Annotated in this window: 17 protein-coding genes; 10 read left to right on the forward strand and 7 right to left on the reverse strand. The window is 50.2% G+C overall.

The genetic code is table 11. From position 1 onward, the window contains the following. Nucleotides 1-2: 2 nt before the first annotated feature. From BMW46_RS06895 to BMW46_RS06925, 7 genes are all read right to left on the reverse strand, one after another. The gene (locus tag BMW46_RS06895) at nt 3-1355 is read right to left on the reverse strand and encodes a glycosyltransferase (protein WP_074706406.1); all 1353 of its coding nucleotides are present in this window, start codon (nt 1353-1355) and stop codon (nt 3-5) included. Nucleotides 1356-1393: 38 nt separating this feature from the next. Continuing rightward, entirely contained in the window at nt 1394-1576 is a 183-nt protein-coding gene (locus tag BMW46_RS06900) for a hypothetical protein (protein WP_074706409.1), read from the reverse strand. Nucleotides 1577-1645: 69 nt separating this feature from the next. Beyond that, nucleotides 1646-3814 carry a glycoside hydrolase family 99-like domain-containing protein gene (locus BMW46_RS06905; RefSeq protein WP_074706412.1) on the reverse strand — a complete coding sequence of 723 codons (2169 nt, stop codon included), beginning with the start codon at nt 3812-3814 and terminating at the stop codon, nt 1646-1648. Nucleotides 3815-3868: 54 nt separating this feature from the next. Further along, nucleotides 3869-4705 (reverse strand): class I SAM-dependent methyltransferase, encoded by an 837-nt coding sequence (locus BMW46_RS06910; RefSeq protein WP_074706414.1) that lies wholly within the window; start codon nt 4703-4705, stop codon nt 3869-3871. 76 nt (nt 4706-4781) lie between these two features. Next, nucleotides 4782-6011: a hypothetical protein gene (locus BMW46_RS06915; RefSeq protein ID WP_074706417.1), complete on the reverse strand. Its 1230-nt coding sequence runs from the start codon at nt 6009-6011 to the stop codon at nt 4782-4784. Between the two features lie 148 nt (nt 6012-6159). Continuing rightward, the gene (locus BMW46_RS06920; protein WP_081355709.1) at nt 6160-7668 is read right to left on the reverse strand and encodes an ABC transporter ATP-binding protein; all 1509 of its coding nucleotides are present in this window, start codon (nt 7666-7668) and stop codon (nt 6160-6162) included. After that, entirely contained in the window at nt 7658-8479 is an 822-nt protein-coding gene (locus BMW46_RS06925) for an ABC transporter permease (protein ID WP_074706420.1), read from the reverse strand. The genes BMW46_RS06920 and BMW46_RS06925 overlap by 11 nt, the downstream gene beginning before the upstream one ends. Nucleotides 8480-8957: 478 nt before the next feature. Here BMW46_RS06925 and hemP point away from each other — a divergent pair, with 478 nt between their 5' ends. From hemP to BMW46_RS06980, 10 genes are all read left to right on the forward strand, one after another. Then, nucleotides 8958-9143: a hemin uptake protein HemP gene (hemP, locus tag BMW46_RS06930; RefSeq protein WP_081350792.1), complete on the forward strand. Its 186-nt coding sequence runs from the start codon at nt 8958-8960 to the stop codon at nt 9141-9143. A gap of 49 nt (nt 9144-9192) precedes the next feature. Next, a complete protein-coding gene (locus BMW46_RS06935; protein WP_074706422.1) occupies nt 9193-9390 on the forward strand; it encodes a (2Fe-2S)-binding protein in 198 nt (65 codons plus the stop codon). 40 nt (nt 9391-9430) lie between these two features. Further along, nucleotides 9431-9895: a bacterioferritin gene (gene bfr / locus BMW46_RS06940; protein WP_074706424.1), complete on the forward strand. Its 465-nt coding sequence runs from the start codon at nt 9431-9433 to the stop codon at nt 9893-9895. 104 nt (nt 9896-9999) lie between these two features. Next, nucleotides 10000-10893 carry a DUF2325 domain-containing protein gene (locus BMW46_RS06945; RefSeq protein ID WP_177171048.1) on the forward strand — a complete coding sequence of 298 codons (894 nt, stop codon included), beginning with the start codon at nt 10000-10002 and terminating at the stop codon, nt 10891-10893. Nucleotides 10894-11011: 118 nt separating this feature from the next. Then, nucleotides 11012-12010 (forward strand): multicopper oxidase domain-containing protein, encoded by a 999-nt coding sequence (locus tag BMW46_RS06950; protein WP_256376986.1) that lies wholly within the window; start codon nt 11012-11014, stop codon nt 12008-12010. A gap of 70 nt (nt 12011-12080) precedes the next feature. Beyond that, the gene (locus BMW46_RS06955; protein ID WP_074706429.1) at nt 12081-12743 is read left to right on the forward strand and encodes a hypothetical protein; all 663 of its coding nucleotides are present in this window, start codon (nt 12081-12083) and stop codon (nt 12741-12743) included. Continuing rightward, the gene (locus tag BMW46_RS06960; protein ID WP_074706432.1) at nt 12744-13517 is read left to right on the forward strand and encodes a PepSY-associated TM helix domain-containing protein; all 774 of its coding nucleotides are present in this window, start codon (nt 12744-12746) and stop codon (nt 13515-13517) included. 294 nt (nt 13518-13811) lie between these two features. Further along, a complete protein-coding gene (locus BMW46_RS06965) occupies nt 13812-15920 on the forward strand; it encodes a TonB-dependent receptor (protein ID WP_256376987.1) in 2109 nt (702 codons plus the stop codon). Between the two features lie 691 nt (nt 15921-16611). Next, entirely contained in the window at nt 16612-17235 is a 624-nt protein-coding gene (locus BMW46_RS06975) for an acyl-homoserine-lactone synthase (protein WP_256376988.1), read from the forward strand. Then, on the forward strand, nt 17232-17681 hold the full coding sequence (locus BMW46_RS06980) for a hypothetical protein (protein ID WP_074706440.1): 450 nt from the start codon (nt 17232-17234) through the stop codon (nt 17679-17681). Before BMW46_RS06975 ends, BMW46_RS06980 begins: the two co-directional genes overlap by 4 nt. The last annotated feature ends 323 nt before the right edge of the window (nt 17682-18004 follow it).

Genomic DNA, 18004 nt, shown 5'->3' on the forward strand with positions numbered 1-18004 from the left:
TGTTAGGAAGCTAGTGAGACGCTTGCAGAAGGGGTGTTGTCCAATTCTTGAACTCCCGCAAAAATGCTTGACATCCGCTTTCTGGCTGAATTATATGAATAACTTTCCTCTACGTGGGAAAGTGCTCCACTAGATAGCTTTCGCCACAGAAGTTCGTCCTCGTAAAGACGAACTACAGCGTCGGCAAAGGCCTCGGCCTCATCAGCAATCAACAGATGCTTTTCATGTAGGAGTCCCATGCCTTCCGCGCCAATTGTTGAGGTTACGACGGGCAACCCATATGACATGCTTTGACCCACCTTGCCTTTCATTCCTGCACCATAGCGCAATGGTGCCACGAATATCCGACAAGATTCAAAGTAGGGTGCAACGTCGGCAACGAATCCCAGCGGTTGAACATTGATGGACCTGAGCGCTTTGATGGAGGGAGGCGTATTGCTTCCAATGATGTAAAAAACGAGGCTCGGGATCCTTTCGACTATCAACGGAAGGATTCTTTTAACAAAGAATATAACGGCATCCTCATTCGGTTGGTGCCAAAAGCCGCCTACAAAGAGTACGCCTGATCGCTGTGCAAAGAGCGTCTTGGGAGGATGAATTTCATGTATGTTGGGGAGGACAGCGACTTCAGCATTAGGTTCTTGCAGCAACAACCGGTTCTTTTCCTCATGTGTGATTGCAAGCGTCAAATCAGCGCAAGCGGTATTAAAGAGTTCAAGACGCCGAAAATTTGTGATGACTTCAAGCAATGCCTGATTCTCCGTAATCTGCATCTCGCGCTCAAATCTTACCCAATGAAGATCGACCGTGTCATATATGACTTTCGAATATAACGCGTAAGCTCTCACATAGGGCAGGTAGCGGAAGGCAATTTCTGGTCGGGATAGGAACGCAAAATGATATTTGCCGCCCGCTGTTGCAAGATGAGAGCGAGCTGCATCAAATCCTTGTAGAACCTGAATATCCTGCTTTTCCAGTGCCTTTCGGTAGCCAGGTAGGTAATGCTGAGAATCGGAGACAAAAGTGATCTTGAACTCCATTTCCTGCAATAAACGAAGGATAGCTGACATGCGTACGGAACCGGAATCCTGATCCGGGGTAGGTATTCGTTCGTCGATTACCAATACGCTATGACTATGGGCGTCATACTGTTGTGCACTTGCTGCCACTGCTGCTAAGGGCTCTCGATTTATATCTAGTTTGAAGACAGTTTTATCAAACCCCTTCCAAATCGGTGTCCACCCTAAATAAATCTCCTTCAACCGCTGTTTGACCGGGGACGACAGGGGGAGATTGCGGTAGATATAGCGTAAAAAACTCTCAAAAACCATCTGCTTAAATCGGCCTACTTCCATAGATGCTCGCTGTTCGCTGAAATATAAATTAGTTTCAATTACATGGCGCGAATTGAACGGGAAAGATGCCAGGAAGTAGCGTATATACCTGCAATTTCAGATTTCAGCTTCTCAATCCCTGCAATTCGCTCATTGATTTGCTTACTGAGGTTGATGGTTTTTGTTTTCTGGAGGGCAAGTTGCTGTCTGAAGTTTGAAGCTTGCTCAAGTGATTGTTCCAACCACTGCTCCAAAAACTCGTGTATCGACCGGTTCGTTAACGTAGTATTTTATTGCATGCGGTTGAGCAGTTAAATTCGCACGCGAAGGGTTCGCGCCGTCCTAACGAAGGGGAGCAAAAGAAAGCGTAACCACGGCCGCCGATTGACGATCAGCTTCAGGTCATCGATCTTTAACCGCAGATGGTATTTGATAGTGGACGATATCTCCTGCCAAAAAGGCGGGCGAAGCGGCTTTTGTTCTTCTGTTTCTGTGCTGGCCACGTGTATTTTTATTTTATCAGGTATGCCGAGGTGAGGAAATGCAGCAAATCTGCGCATGCCTGTTTTTGCATTTAAAGTAGCTTGGAGAAATCGATGTCCGAACCAGCGATCCGGCTCCAGATGACACCCCTCCGCCCACTCATTCCACGCATTGATAAATACAAGTTCATCGGACTTGCCTGTTTGCTTTACTTGGTCAATGGTAGACGCAAGCCAGTATTCGTAATTTTCCGGCGTACCATTTAGCACTACCAGCGCGCGTTCCTTTGTTCGTGCCGTGTTATCCCACGATGGGAACACCGTTTTGAAAACACGGACATTGTCATACACTTTATCAAGATGGAATTGGGCGATTGACGCAAACTGCATGAGGTTGCCTATAAACATCTCATGAAATTCTACTTGATCGTTAATATTCGCTATCCGGAGATTGTGTGGCGGAAATTCCACCCCGCTATCAAATCCGAATTGCCTGTAATCCTCGTTACCATGGGTTAGTGCTGCAGATATATGTATCTCGCCCAGGCCAATGGAACGGCAGTATTCCCGCCAGATTGTCGCTGTCTTGGCAGGCTCGGGGAGGTGTTGAGGCCTATATACGATAAAGTACGGCTTTCCGTTTACGCGGATATAACGTTTATCCTGGAAAAACGGGACTAGCGATTTAATGAAATTCAAGTCGTCATCAGGCAAGTACTCCTGCGCAATAAGAACTTCCTGATCAGCCCCATCCCAGCGGCGGGTCCAGTTTTCATTTGCCCAGCACAGGCAAAACGGCATATCACTTTCAGGATCAGCCAGCATATCGTCCACCGGCAAGTTTAGAATCCTTTTACCCGAGAACCAATAATAGTGGTAACAGAAGCCGTCTACACCATATTGTTTGGCAACTTTGATCTGTTCACGTCGCGTTTGGCGAAGCCGCAGGTCATAAAATCCGAAGTCCGTAGGCAGATGTGGTTGGAGATGGCCTTCAAACAGCGGTTCAGCCTTTGTCACATTAGTCCATTCGGTGAAGCCTTTGCCCCACCAGCGATCGTTTTCAGCTGTAGGATGAAATTGTGGGAGATAGAAGGCAATCAGGCGCGGATCGGTTGGGAGGTTCCGCGACGGCTGGATAGATTGGGTAACCGCTGCATTTTGAGGGTTGTCGCCTAATCTCTTGTCGTCTGCTTGGCTCGACGCTTCCTCCAGGCGGATAGCCAATACATTGGGATTAGATGTAGAAGAACGCTTTCTAATAAATCTCGGCACTGGAGGTACAAGAGGAACTGCGTCAGCTGGATGATGTAAGGGAGCCGCTTTAACTACTACCTGATAGATTCGTGAGTAAGCACTATGCATGATCACATCTCGCGTGGGAAAGGAAAGCTGCGACCAACTGGACGCAAGCTCGGTTTCCTCAGGGGATTTGATTACGTAACGTGCCTCGATAATTTTCAGATCTGCCTGTGCAAACAGGCTTTCGATGTTCTTGAGTCCGAAAAATCGGATGTGCGTTCGATCCAGAAGCCCGTACTCCCGGTACTCAAGATCCCCATTGATCAGGGACGACATTATCCCCGCATGTCCGGCATGAGGAAGTGAGATGACGAGGTAGCCCTGCGGATTTAAAAAGGCGACCATTTTTTGCAAGACCATCCATGGATCATAAAGATGTTCCAGTACATCAGCTGCCACAACTACCTCAAAGCGTCCGATTTCAGTTAGGAGTTGCGCCCAGTCAATTGTGTTAAGGTCAGCCTGTATGATCTTGCTGCAGTATGGTTTGAGCTTTCTAATTGCTTCCTCATCAAGCTCTACTCCTGTCACGCGGCACTTGCCGACTGATTGAAGGATTCTTGTGATTGCTCCGGGTCCTGGCCCAATTTCCAGGACATTTTTATTCCTCCCTACCATTTCCATCACAAAAGCGGATGCTGTTTCTGAGTCCAGATCCACCTCATACTCGTACTTATGCCGGGTGTCTTCAACCATTGCTTTTCAGGCCCACGGAAAACAGGTTTATATATTTTTAGCCAAACGTTATAACTACATGACAGGCAAAAAAGTTTTGCCGCGATTAAGGCAAGCTACGTCGAGTTTGAACGTGTCATCTTTATATATTGCAGATCCACGGCGTACTTTTATAACAGATGGCTCGATTTGGACATTCGCGACCAGATCAGGCCGCGCGGCACAAAGCATCGAAATTTCAATAAGGAGGTTTGTCAGGGATGGCATCTCAGCTGGAAAGATTTGTGATTTTTGCCACAAATCTCCTTGCCAGTGGGCCCACCCCCAGTCCTCAATAATGTATGTTCCACCGGGTCTCAAGAGAGGAAACAACATCTCAAATGACGCGCGTGTTTCCCTATAAAAGTGCGAGGCGTCATCAACGACGAGGTCGAGTGTTTCATCGGGGAACTCGCTTTTTATAATTTCGCGAATACGTTCGCCATCGGCTTGGTTTGTTCCATAATAGCTTCGCACCCGCTCTCGTAGACCTCGGTGGGTAATAAATCTTTCCAGGGACTCTTGAGGTGTTGTTGAATATTCGATTCCCACTAATTTTTCAGGCGCAAATACCAGAGCATATAAAGCCATGCTGCCACCCTTGAAAATACCGATATCAACGATACGCTTGATATCTTCTCGATCTTTCAGGGCAAAAATATCGTCCACCATTAAGCGGTGCTTCCCGAGAAGGAATTTATCTTGAGCAGATTGAGAACTGTGGAGGGTATCTATATCCGTCGATAGTACAAACTCAACCCCATCTATAACGCATCGCTCATCATCTATCCAAATAGGTGTCTTGTTAGATACCTTGTCGCTGCTTTCAAAACTTTCAAGTTTGGCAAGATCTTGCAATTCTTGTGTTTTCATGTGTTGTCTCGTCGATATCTTAATCGTGTTCAATGATAGGTTGCTCGTCTGCTAACAGTATTAGCTTGCCGTGGAATCAGGGGACAGATGGAGAGGATTTTAACCATTTTTTAAATGTTCGTAGGGGGTGGGTGATGCGCCAAGATTTGCTGTTAAGCACAATATTGACACGTGCCAGTGCTGCATCTCTCTCCGCTATCGCTGCATCTCTCTCCGCTATCGCTGCATCTCTCTCCGCTATCGCCGCACCTTTCTCCGCTATCGCTGCATCTTTCTCCGTTATCGCTGCATCTTTTTCGATTACTGCCGCTTCCCGTTCAGCCACAGCTTGATTAATATGCTTAATTTGCTCGCTGTATTCACCGATAATCTGGTTGTTAACCAAATTCTTCGAAAAATATCTGTCAACTAGAGTGAGCACTGGTTTGAGGCGTTGAAATTCTTCAACCCATTGTTCAATCAGACGACATAGTACTGGATCATCAAGGTTTATCTTGCCTGAAGCTACCTCGAGTAGTTTTGTATAGATCTCGTGGACGAGCAGGGGGCAAGCCTCATCTAATGACAATTCACTCAAATCATGAATTGTATGCTGCAGTCCCTTGTCCAGAAACTGAACGGCATAGTTATGCAGTTCATCGTAATCAACTTTGAAATCAAATTGTCTTGAAATCCGGTCTATCTCAAGTTCTGGAGATTTCATCAATTTGTCATAATCAACCAGCACGCGTTGTAGGCCCATGCTACCTGACAAACTTTCAATAACGTGACCTAACCATAAAAGATAGCTTTTCTCTGCCTCAAAACTGTCGCGTTTATTTAAGGATTTTGTAACGCTAAGGGGATGGCGTATTACCAAAATGCAGCGAGTATCAAATTGACAATAGGTGAATACCTCTTTCCAAAAAGGCAGCAACTTGGTCACACGCGGATCTTTAAATCCAAAAATAGTGTGCTTATCAATCTTCTGATGGAGCAATTCGACGGCTCGAGTGAAATAGCAACTTTTCAGCAAGGTCTCTATATCAGATGATTTGATTGGCGCAACATGATGCCAATCGCTTCCCAAGGAGTTCAACAATTCACGGTTAAAAGCATTAATATCTGAGTCTTCCCAAAAACCTTTGTCATTTACCCCTTCCATCGCCGGTATCAAATTATTACCCAGATCTATACCCATCACTTGCAGGCCGCGGGTGATGGCACTGGTACCACTGCGATGCATTCCCAGTACAACAATGAGCCGCTTCTTTCCAGTGCTCTCCATCGTATCAAGTTTGGCTTCTAATACGTTATTTCGGACCATACCTTAAACACATATTCCAAGTTGGCGGCGATCTACTAGCCATGACATATCGAATCCCGGTTTGGCAAATAGCGCCCAGCTTTGCGGTAGCGAAGCCTGTCTCGGGAGGAGCTCAATTCCTAAATTTTCATCCATTTCTTTTCACGCCCTACTTTTTCAAGATAGGGTTATACAATTGTTCAAACCCGGAATGGCAACCGAAGTCGACAATACCTGTTGCCAGGTTTCCGGTGTCCGGCAAAACCCGAAATACGACGATATCAAGCAAGCGGTGTAAATATGTTTCTTCACTAGTATGAACTCCCATTACACCTGCATTTAAATAATAGGTGCCCGGGTTTAAGGAACAGCGAAAGTGGAACTCGACTTGATAAGCTGAATCTGCCTCAGCATAAGGCAGGCTTTCCTCAGGCGTGACTGCCGATGCACCTCCTCCCAGTTCCACTCCAGAGACGGTTTTGATGAGCATGCCGAAGCGTACGTTTGGTATCCCTTGAGTAAAATACACTTCGTATTTGAAGCAATAGACATTTCCTCGTTTCAGGCAATTTAGCGGATCGCCTGCCAGGTTGAGAATCTTGGCTGATCTAATTATGGCTCCCCGAGGCTCATAACTGATCGTGCTTTGCGATTTGAGATGCGGGTCGAAGAATTCTTCAGAGTTGAAGGGTTCCGCCAGTCCAGCATCCGCACTTTTTCCCCCATGGTGACTGCTGATCGGTGATGAGGGGAGTGAGGTTGGAATGGAAGGAGTCCTGATTTCACTGCGGATCTGATCGTGCTTGGATTCAGGGGCATAGAGAAGTTTTTGGTATTTCGCGACGATTGTTTTCGGTGCTCCGGAAATTAGTATCTCACCCTTATCAACGAGAATTGCCTGATCACACAATTCCACAACTGTGGCGCCGGCATGGGAAACAAAGAGGATCGTCGCGCCACTTTTTTTAATTGCTTCGATGCGCGAGAAGCACTTGCGCTGAAAGAGTTCATCCCCAACGGAAAGTGCCTCATCGACGACGAGGATATCGGGAGCGACGTTGATAGCGACGGCAAAGGCCAGTCTCACGACCATGCCGCTTGAATAACTCTTTACGGGTTGATCAATGAAATCGCCAATATCTGCAAAGACTTGGATGTCGCTATAGCGCGCCTCGATTTCTTCTTTAGTAAGACCCAGCACAGCGGCATTCATATATACGTTTTCTCGCCCGGTAAATTCCGGATTGAAACCAGAGCCCAGTTCCAGCAAGGCAGCTATGCGACCATTGGTTTCTATCAATCCATTCGTGGGCGACAATGTGCCGCAAATGATCTGAAGCAACGTAGATTTGCCGGAGCCGTTGCGGCCAATGATGCCAACCGTCTGGCCCTTTTTTATTTCAAAGGAAACATCCTTCAGGGCCCAGAATTCCCGAAAATAGTGTTTGGGTGTTTTGCCCAGCAGCCGTTGCAGGCGAGGGAAGACAAACTGCTTCAGGCGGTCGCGCGGCGCGTCATAAATCTGGTAGCACTTTGAAATGTTTTGAACACGAACGGCAAAATTGCCGGAATTCGACATTGCACTTTCACTTTTATCACTTCCTGCCTGATTCCCACATTCTGTTTCGGATAAGGGAAGGTTGACAGCATTTGCGATATCTTCCGTGTCAGAGAACATCGGCAAATCCCTTGCGGGTTTTCTGAAACCAGGCGAATCCTGCCCACGCCATCAGCAAGGAGGCAATCGTCATGATGCTCCAGTGCCCCAGGTCTGGCAGTTGTCCGAAGACGAGCACCTTTCTTCCTTCCTCGATGATGAACGCAAGCGGGTTAAGCTGTAATAAACCCTGGTATTTTTCAGGCAGGATGCTCAAAGGATAAAACACGGGGGAAAGAAACAATAGCACGGTGGTAAACATTCCCGTGAGTTGCCCGATATCGCGCACAAATACGCCAAAGGCTGCCAGAAACCAGGCGAAGCCCATCGAAATAAAAATGAGCGGAAGCAGGACCAAGGGGAAAAGGATCACAGTCCAGGGCAGTTGATGGCTGATAAGGAGCTGCGCAAGCAACAGCACGCCAACGCTGATAACCGTGTGAAACAGCGCCGAGCCGAATGCTACCCAGGGGAGTATTTCCAGCGGGAAAATGACTTTTTTCACGTAATTGACGTTCGACAAGATCAAGGCGGGTGCGCGGTTGATGCACTCAGCGAACAGGCCATGCACAATCATGCCGACAAAAAGAATAATCGCGAAATCCGTTTTGCTTTCTTCTCCCCCCACTCCCCAGCGCGCCTTGAATACTACTGAAAATACGAACGTATAAATCACGAGCATGAGCAATGGGTTGAAGAAGGACCACGCCATGCCCATGATAGAGCCGCGGTAGCGTCCGATGACTTCACGTTTGGTAAGCGCGATAATCAAATCTCTGTTGCGCCAGAGACTTGCGGCCATTTCATGTGGAAGAACAGAAAAATTTTGCATTTAGCGCATGGGATAGCTTTGCGCGATATTGGCTGTAGCGAAGCAAGCTGACTTGACCCGGTAAAAGCGTTTTCTGCGGCTTCAGTGGCGCAGCAAATGCCGGGCTATCTTTATTTTCCTAAAGGTATTTCGTCCGATCTGTATTATTGCCCCCAGTTGGGAGTTCACGTCAATCTCATGCGTACGACAATGAGCTTCGCTGTACGCAAGCTCCGTTGATCTGTCCGGAACCGTTTCCCTCATCTAGCAGGGTTCATCATAGCATAACGCTATTCTTCGCTGCCCCCGGCGCCCCGAAACATATGAGCCGCTTTTTACTCAAAAAAGGGGGCTGGCCTGAGGAAGCTCAAACAGATGTTAAACATCTCTAATCAATTCACGAATGGACATTGAAATAATTTTTTATTCACTTCTTGCATTTCCCCCAAAGTTGCCTATAATACGAATCATTCTCATTAATAACTGCGGAAACGGCGCCATGGATAAGTTACTCACAGTTCCGGAAACCAACGCGGATAAACAAAAGTTCGTCATGCTGGATCGGACTCGACGCATCTATAGCGATGCGCTGTTTTCCCACGGTGATGAGGTGTTTATTCAGCATCAGGGCGAACAATATCGCTTGCGGCGTACCCGTAACGGTAAGCTCATTTTAACCAAATAACAGAAATACTGGACGAATAGCAGGGAATAGTAGACTTAGGGCGCTCATCATGTATATTTGTGTCTGCAAAGGTGTAACCGATACCGCCATCCGGGAAGCCGTCATTCATCGAGGTGCCGACCGGATGCGGGATTTAAAGACTTGTCTGGGTGTGAGCGAGCAGTGCGGAATATGCGCATGCCACGCGAAGGAGGTCCTGGAAAAGGCACTGATGCAGAAAAACGTGGTTCAACACCATCCTACATAAACCCACTCGTTAATTCGAGATCTCGCCTGAGGAGGCATACATGAAGAGCAACGCAGACATTATCCAGTGGCTTAACCGCCAATTGCAGCATGAATTGACGGCCATCAATCAGTATTTCCTTCATGCCCGCATGTACGAAAACTGGGGTTTCGACAGGCTTGGCAAGCTGGAATATGAGGAATCCATAGAAGAGATGAAGCATGCCGATGCGCTCATCAAGCGCATCCTGTTTCTGGAGGGATTACCCAACCTGCAGGAACTGGGCAAGCTCTTGATTGGTGAGAAAGCGGAGGAATGCGTTGACTGCGACCTCAGGCTTGAAATGATTTCACGCGAGACGCTGCTCGGTGGAATCGCCGTGTGTGAAGCAGCAAAGGATTACGTTTCGCGGGAGCTTCTGAAAGAAATCCTGGAAGATACTGAAGAGCATATCGACTGGCTGGAAACGCAGTTGGATGTGATGCAGAAGGTGGGTATCCAGAACTGGCTGCAGAGCCAGATGTAGACTTGTTTATGTGCCGCTGGATTTCTTTTTCCAGCGGCAACCTTTATTTTAGCCAGCCAGCCCCGACAGGGCAAGCCAGCTTTCTGACCTGTCCGGAGTGGGCTGTGCAACAGCTTAAGGCAACATCGCTGGCTAATCTCTGTGTTCCCGCCTCTGCCCTGCTTAAACCGGAGCACCGCGATTCCGCAGCCTCCAGACAGGATAAATCCTCTCCTTCTTCGAATTTATTCATCCACCGCAAGCAGACGCCGCAGATATTGCAATCGCTGCTCGGAAAAAATCTGGTTGAGATTGTCAGGCAATTTTTCAGGGCGCAGGGCAGCAATCCCTTTTTTACCCCTGAAAGGCTGACGCGGATAGCGCGACTGGGTCGATCATCGGCTTTGATCGAGAAATCGAAACCCGTACCTGCCGACAAGCGACCGACTGGTAGCAAGCCTGTTCATTCACTCCCACCCGATCGAGTCGATCCCGAAAATCATGTCGGACAGGAAGTCACTGAAACGGATAGATTTCCACTGATCAAGGAATCCGCTCCGCCAGCGCCGTTTTCTTTTGAGCATTCACCCTCCGTCGCTTCCGGTGAAAAAGGAGACGGCACGTGCGAGGGATCCGGTATCGGAGGGCGTTGCGTTCTGTGCGTAGGGGGGCGCGCCGCTCTGTATCCGGAATATCGCCGTGTAGTGGAGGCTTCGGGCGGTAAGCTGGTGATCTACAGGAACATGCCTCAGGGCCCGGGACATCACTTGCCCGTATTGTTGGACAATGCCGACATGGTTGTCTGCCCCCTGGATTGCGTAAACCATACTGCTTTTTTCACCGTCAAGCGTTACTGCGGGCGTTCCGGCAAGCCCTGCGTCTTGTTGGATCGCTCAAACCTTTCCACCTTTCGTAAAGGTATCGCTACTCTGGCGGTATTGTATACCTCACCCGCACCGGGTAAATCCGATCAATCAAGGAGACGTTCGCCAGCTTCCCCCGAAGAGGGGCCAGTTTAAGGATTATTAAGATTAAGGACATTCAGACCTGACGGTGTAGAAATCGGTAGGGGTTAGTAGGGGTCGGGTCAGGATTTTTATGATATCTTGCAGTGATTATCATTCGTATTATAAAAACATGAATATTTGCAATGCAGGCCGGGTTATGGCGCTGCTTGGTCTTCTTGTACTTTTCGACGTGGGGCAGGCAATGGCCGCGGAAAGGGAGTACTGGGTTGCGGCGGAAAAAGTTACCTGGAACTATGCGCCGTCCGGGAAGAATCTGATCAAGCCCGATGATGGATTGGGAGTGTGGGGCAAAACGCTGACATATCCCAAGTATCGTTATTTTGGCTACAAGGATGGGCGCTACAAGGAGCGATTGGTGCAGCCGGAGTGGGCAGGAATTCTGGGCCCCCAGCTTCGGGCAGAGGTGGGCGACACCCTCAAGGTTCATTTTCTGAACAAGACCGACCGGCCGCTTTCCATGCACCCGCATGGCGTATTTTATGACAAGAAAAACGAGGGCGCGGATGCCGCCAGCGCAGGAGCAGGTATCGGGGCTGCAGTGCCCCCGGGGAAATCCTTCACTTATACCTGGGTTGTGGATGAGGCTTCCGGTCCCGGACCAACTGATCCTTCCTCGATCGTCTGGCTGTATCACTCGCATGTAATGGAAGAGGAAGAGGCGAATCTCGGCCTGGTCGGTACCATCATTGTGACCCGGCAGGGCATGGCAAGATCGACGCGCGATCCGTCGCCGAATGATGTGGATCAGGAATTCACCACCTTGTTCATGATCTTCAATGAGGAGAACGGGGAAGAAAGCGGGATGAAGCATACCATCAACGGTCGCATTTTCGGCAACCTCAAGGGTTACGATACAGGTATTGGAAAGCGCGTGCGCTGGCACGTCGTGGCACTCGGTAACGAGACGGATAACCATACCGTGCACTGGCATGCGCAGACAGTACTCGATCATGGACGCCGCACGGATGTGGTGGAAGTGCTTCCTGCAAGCATGACCTCAGTCGACATGATTCCGCGTTCACCCGGTAACTGGCTACTGCACTGCCACGTCGACGATCACATGATGGCCGGAATGTCTACCCGGTGGAACGTGGCGCCGGCAAAATGATGAAAGATAAATACTTATAACAACTCAATCATTTCCAATCCCTGATAAATAATAGAAAAGGAAAAGCCCGATGAAACTCCCGCAATTTATCCATTTTACAAGTATGGGTATTATCGGCTGTGTGCTCAGCCTGGATGTTGCAGCTCATGCGCTGTGGCTTGAGAAAGAAGCCGGAGCAATCCGGCTTTATTTCGGTGAATACGCGGAAAATCTGCGTGAGCCTTCGCCGGGCAGGCTCGATAGCATTATCGAACCGAAGGTGACGGTGGTAAACGCAAAAGGCGTTGAAAAGCCCATCGAAGTCAGGCGCGAGAATAATTATTTTGCGATACCGGCAGGTAAGGAGGCTCAGGACGGCGCTGTACTGGTGCAGGCGCTCAAGCAATCCATACGCGAGCCGCAAGGGCAAATTCCGTCTCCTACCTACAGACGATTTCTCTACACGCGTCTCGGTAGCGGAGGCAACCTGCCGCTCGATATCCAGGAATCCGGCAACACACTGCGCCTGACCTACTTGGGAAAGCCTGTCCCCAAGGTCGAAATCGTGGTCATCGCCCCCAATGGCTGGGAGAAACATCTGCAAACGGATGAGAAGGGGGAGGTGACCTACTCGTTGCTCGAGCCGGGCCTGTATGTGATCGAAGCGAAATACGAGATGCACAAACCCGGCGAGTTCGAAGGCAAGGCATACGCGGTCGAGAGCCACAAGATTACACGCAGCCTGTACAAATAAATGAGTACTGTTCAATCCGGGGCGCAAGCAGCTCCCAAAGCTTCTGCAACTTCTGCAACTGCGCAGAGCATGGAGTCTCACGTTGCAGGGCAGGGGGCGCGTCCCGTGGTGACGGAGCCACGCGGTTACCTCTTTTTATCACAGGGAATGAAGCGCGGCCGCTTTCTGGTCTGGCTACGCCGCACTCATGCCTGGATGGGATTGTGGGGCGCAGCGCTTGGCCTGCTATTCGGGATATCCGGGATTCTGCTGAATCACCGCAGCGAAATGAAAATTCCCCTTGCGGCGCAGCATGAAACCCGCGAAATACTTACTCCACCTGCCAACAGCGTTGAGTCACCGGAGGCGCTGGAATCATGGCTACGCGAAAAATTCAAAATGCCCGATGCAAAATCGCGCACCCAGAAAAAACCGGCGGGGCCGGTGCCATGGGGAGGGGGGCAGGTCATACAGCCGGAAAACTGGCGTATTACGCTCCTTGCACCCAATCACAGCGTGACCGCCGAATACTGGAAAGGAGATGCCGAGACGCATATCGAGCGGAAAGAGGCCAATGCCTGGGCGACTCTGGCAAACTTCCACAAGGGAAGCGGAATGTCCAATGTCTGGATATTGCTCACCGATACACTGGCAGGCGGTCTTCTGGTGCTGGCAATCACGGGCACGCTGTTGTGGAGTCGCCTGCATGGCCCCCGCTTGATGGCAGCCGGGTTGATTGGGACAACCCTGACGACTGCTGCGATCCTCATGCTGACGACGCTATCGCTGGCATGATCGTTATTTTTTAGAACGGGGTCCCTGAATTGCGATAAAAAAATGTCCAATTGATTATAATTTCCCGCCCAGTTTCATGGGAAAAAGAATCCACAGCCAGCCAACGCCTTCGTGCTTGTAGCCAGCCAGCAGTAAGAAAATTAAAAGAGGCTATAAGTGAAACAGTTATCCAGATTCAAGCCCGCATCCCGTTTTTTGGTCCCTATAACCATGTTTTGTTCATGGTTATTGATGCCGTTGCCCGTGAGGGCTCAAGATGCGACGGCCCAAAATTCAGTGACGTCTCAAGAGGCAGTGACCACTCAAGACGCAGAGAAAGAAAAGGAAAAAAATGCGACCCTGCCGGAGATCAAAGTGACTACCGGGCGGGTCCGCCCAGGAACGATCGAGGACGTCGCCCGCACCGGCAGCAAGACAGATACACCCTTGCGTGACATCCCTGCGACAGTCAACGTCGTGCCAGCGTCCGTCCTTAAGGAGCAGGGTGTCATCGAGATGAATGACGCCATGCGCAATGTCAGCAGCGTGCAGCCACTCATGGGCGGTGGTTACGGATTTGCCAACAGCTTTACGTCGCGTGGCCTGGCGCTCAGTTTTTTCCGTGACTATATTCCGGACGGGAACCTTCAGAACAACTATTTCCGCACGATGTACGACATCGAGCGTATCGAAGTGCTGAAAGGCCCGGGCTCCGCGCTGTTCGGAGTCGCCGGTCCCGGGGGCAGCCTCAACCTGGTGACGAAGCAGCCGCGGTATAACTTCGGGCTGTCCGCAGGCACCATGCTGGGCAGTTTCGGTACACGCAACGGCTATATGGACGTGACAGGCGCTATCCCTTATCTGCCGAATGTAGCGGGACGTCTCATCGCGGATATGGAGCACACGGATGGGTTCCGTGGTCTGGAACGCAATATCGTCGAGGCTTCTCCCAGCTTCACCTGGAGACTGGCGGATGATAAAACGCTACATATCGACTACGATCATCGCGAGCTCAAAATCAAGCCCGATAATTATGGGATACTCTTTGACGTCAATTCCAATATCGCCAATGTATCCCGCGACACGCGTTATTACAGCCGCTTCAACAAGACAGACCATACCATCAACCGGCTTGGCTTGACGCATCATTGGACCATATCGGACACTTTGAGTATGCGTACCGCGTTCGTCTACGATGCCAGAACACTCGCGTTGGTGCGCAATGCCGGCGGCAATCAGGGTGATGGGAATGGGCTGAGCACGGCGCGTACCGCGTACCAGCAGTTCGATAATGCTGGGTATACCACACTGCAGAATGAGTTCATATGGAAAACGAGCACAGGCCCTGTCAAGCATACTTTTCTGGGAGGTTTCGAATACAAGAATGTTGACATCAATGCGGCTCGCTCGACCTACGTCTTGCGTGACATAAACATTTTTAATCCGGTGGTGGAAACGTCACTCAACGAAGCAGTCAGGGGTGCACCTACTTTCGATCGACGTATCAACAGCGACCAGGTCTCGTTTTATGCCCAGGACCAGATCGACCTGAGCGAGCAGTTCAAGATTCGCCTCGGGATCCGCAACGACCTGGTGCATTACAGCGATAAAGGCTTGCAAAGGGCAAACCCGACAGCGGCTATATCACCCACTCGGTATCGCGAAATAGTGCAAACGAGGTCCATGACTACCTACTCTACGGGTGGTGTGTATCAGCCCACCCAGAATCTCGCGTTTTACGCAGGTTACAGCACCGGTGCCTTCATCAATCTGTCGACCGAACCGCAAGCGCTCTCCACGGCACCCGAAACCTCGGATCAGATCGAAGTGGGTACAAAAATGATGCTTTTCGACGGAAAGGCTGATCTCAACGTGGCCCTGTTTCAATCCAGCCGCAATAATTATTTCGTCACCTTGCCCGGTTCCGGCAACATCCCGACTCCGGATGGGAAGGATCGCACGCGGGGAGTAGAGGTATCGCTTGGCTTTCGCCCAATTGCCGGATGGAGCATCATCGGTAACGGCGTGGTGATGGATCCGGAAACACGGGCAGGCAATGTTGCCACCAACTCCGTACTTGGCATTACGAGAAGTGTCTTTGGAACTCGGCCTGTAGGAGTCGCGACCACCATGGGCAATCTGTGGACGACGTACGAGATACAGAGCGGCCTTGCCCGCGGATTGATGTTCGGGTTCGGGGTCACCTATAAAGGAAATTCGTATGCCGACTCGCTGAATCTTCTCAAGGTGCCGTCTTATGTCGTGTTTGACGCGGCGGCATCTTATCGCATCAAAAAAGTTGATCTCGCAGTCAACATAAAGAACCTCACGGATAAAACCTACTATACCAATCCGACATTTGCAGGGGCATTGCCTGGAAATCCTCTCAGCGCCTTCGGTTCCATCCGATTCAATTTCAACTGATTTCAACTGATGGTAGGAGAGGTTCAGCTCCCCTGCAGGGAATCATCCTTGCTGGGGAGAAAACCTCTTTTCGCTTGGACATGCTTCTATAAAAACCCGTTCAGTCAGCCCTTCCCTTACTTCTGGTGAGGGCTCGCCAGCACGGCCGCATTCTCACTCCAGAGCCTGAGATCACCTCGTCTCATCCTGTTTACCACAACGTGCCGAGGATGTGAGCGGACATGTGGTCCGAGGTTCTGAGAGACCTCGCTGTACCCAGCGGCTTGAGCGTTCGCGCGTGCCATCGGCATGGGTCTCCTAGTACTCCTGTAACAGCTAATCCAGTCTCCGGACCGATGGAAAGATGGGAGAACCATCCTCTGTCGTCCTCCCTATACCCATTTTTCTTGCTTCCCTGCTGAGGAACAGTCTTTGCGACTGCGCAAAGTTTCGTTTTATGATTTCGTCATTGTGCGGCCCCGTCATCAGGTTGTAGTGGGTTCGAACGGCCACCTCGACAGAATGCTGCATTTCCCGCTCGTTTTTCCGTAAAAAAACCACCTTGCACGCATCCTCTCCTATCCGCCGAAACCCGCATCAGGAAAGGATTACAGCCAGTATACCTCGTTCGGTCCTGTAAGATTTTACAGCTATTCGGAGGTCCGGTTCCGTTGTTTCATAACGTCGTCATCAACCAACGACGAGTGAAAAAATGGGACAGATTATGCTTGCACAACATGGCAATGGTTCTCTCGATAAACGGGCCGCAATGGGAATGTATCGGCTGAGGCACGAAGTTTTTCACGACAGGCTCGGCTGGGAAGTAACCACGGATAACGGGATGGAGCATGACGAGTTCGATCTTGCAGATCCCGTATATGTTCTGGCAAAAGGGGATGAGGGAGATGAAGACGAGGTGCTCGGTTGCTGGCGATTGCTTCCCACCCAAGGACCCTACATGTTGAAGGATACTTTTCCGCAACTTCTGCACGGGCAGCCTGCGCCGCAGCAATCGGATGTCTGGGAATTGAGCCGTTTTGCCGTCATGGTCCCCAAATATGAGAGTGCCGGTTTCGGTTTTAGCGAGATTCCGGTAAAAATGATGCAGACCTTGTTTCTCTTCGCACGCCATAACAAGATAAAGCGCTATGTAACCGTTACCACCGTCGCTGTGGAGAGACTGATACGCAAGCTTGGCGTGAACGTTTCCAGGTTGGGCGCACCGATCAAAATCGGTCGGGTTTTGACGGTCGCATGCTATATCGAAATCGATGCAATCACCGAATTCGCCCTTTTTGGGATGCTCCCGGAAAACGCACAAAGGAAGGCCGCATGAATATTCTACTGGTTGGAGAGAGACAAGATACGCGGCAGCTCCTGCAGCTGCTGCTTGAAAAATCCAAGCACAGGCTGGAGCGAAAAACGCTGGACAGCTTCCCGGAGCCGGACCTGGAGGCCTATGACATGGTTCTGGTCGACGGCGCAGTAGACGATTGCACCCAGCAGGTGAACCTGGTGCAATGGGTGCGGGAAGCCAGACGGCGCTATCCTCATTTGCCGGTAGCGGTCATGAATAACGTCGGACCAGACGAGGCTTCCGAGAATGAATCGGCTTGCAGCACGATGCATACCTGCGGTGTATTCGAGTCGGGTAATGGCGTCCTGAACATGCGCTGTAGATTGCGTGAAATCGCCTTGGGAGAAACTGCTGCCTTGGTGCGCGAGGATTGCCAGCGGCCCCCATTCGAGCCGGTTACGTTTGAGTATTCGGGAAGGGGATGAAATGCGGCTGGACTATCAATAGAACGAGGAAAGGAGGCGAAGGCTTTCGAGGAATTTAATAGTTCATAAAACTTTCATCGTACTGCCATCAGTCGCAGGTAGCCTGTACAAGCTGACAAAGGTTTCAAATGATATTGGCTGGATTGCTCAAAGGAGGCAAATCATGAAATCCCGGCTACCTGCATTAGTGAACGCAATCTCACCGCCAAGCGCGGTCATCATGAATTTTGTTCGGCAGGGAATTGCCCAACCGATCGGTGAAGGTTCTGCTGCTGATATAACTCCCACCGGAGGGGCAGAGTATGCTGATACCGGTGTTTCGG

Source organism: Nitrosospira multiformis (assembly GCF_900111585.1).
GTDB lineage: Bacteria > Pseudomonadota > Gammaproteobacteria > Burkholderiales > Nitrosomonadaceae > Nitrosospira > Nitrosospira multiformis_B.

Bases quoted from the DNA above. Each gene is read 5' to 3' on its own strand.
- BMW46_RS06920 (WP_081355709.1), bottom strand. From the start codon at position 7,668: ATGTTCTCTGACACGGAAGATATCGCAAATGCTGTCAACCTTCCCTTA.
- BMW46_RS06975 (WP_256376988.1), top strand. From the start codon at position 16,612: ATGGGACAGATTATGCTTGCACAACATGGCAATGGTTCTCTCGATAAA.
- BMW46_RS06960 (WP_074706432.1), top strand. From the start codon at position 12,744: ATGAGTACTGTTCAATCCGGGGCGCAAGCAGCTCCCAAAGCTTCTGCA.
- BMW46_RS06935 (WP_074706422.1), top strand. From the start codon at position 9,193: ATGTATATTTGTGTCTGCAAAGGTGTAACCGATACCGCCATCCGGGAA.
- BMW46_RS06905 (WP_074706412.1), bottom strand. From the start codon at position 3,814: ATGGTTGAAGACACCCGGCATAAGTACGAGTATGAGGTGGATCTGGAC.
- BMW46_RS06925 (WP_074706420.1), bottom strand. From the start codon at position 8,479: ATGCAAAATTTTTCTGTTCTTCCACATGAAATGGCCGCAAGTCTCTGG.
- BMW46_RS06895 (WP_074706406.1), bottom strand. From the start codon at position 1,355: ATGGAAGTAGGCCGATTTAAGCAGATGGTTTTTGAGAGTTTTTTACGC.
- BMW46_RS06980 (WP_074706440.1), top strand. From the start codon at position 17,232: ATGAATATTCTACTGGTTGGAGAGAGACAAGATACGCGGCAGCTCCTG.
- bfr (WP_074706424.1), top strand. From the start codon at position 9,431: ATGAAGAGCAACGCAGACATTATCCAGTGGCTTAACCGCCAATTGCAG.
- hemP (WP_081350792.1), top strand. From the start codon at position 8,958: ATGGATAAGTTACTCACAGTTCCGGAAACCAACGCGGATAAACAAAAG.
- BMW46_RS06910 (WP_074706414.1), bottom strand. From the start codon at position 4,705: ATGAAAACACAAGAATTGCAAGATCTTGCCAAACTTGAAAGTTTTGAA.
- BMW46_RS06950 (WP_256376986.1), top strand. From the start codon at position 11,012: ATGAATATTTGCAATGCAGGCCGGGTTATGGCGCTGCTTGGTCTTCTT.
- BMW46_RS06955 (WP_074706429.1), top strand. From the start codon at position 12,081: ATGAAACTCCCGCAATTTATCCATTTTACAAGTATGGGTATTATCGGC.
- BMW46_RS06915 (WP_074706417.1), bottom strand. From the start codon at position 6,011: ATGGTCCGAAATAACGTATTAGAAGCCAAACTTGATACGATGGAGAGC.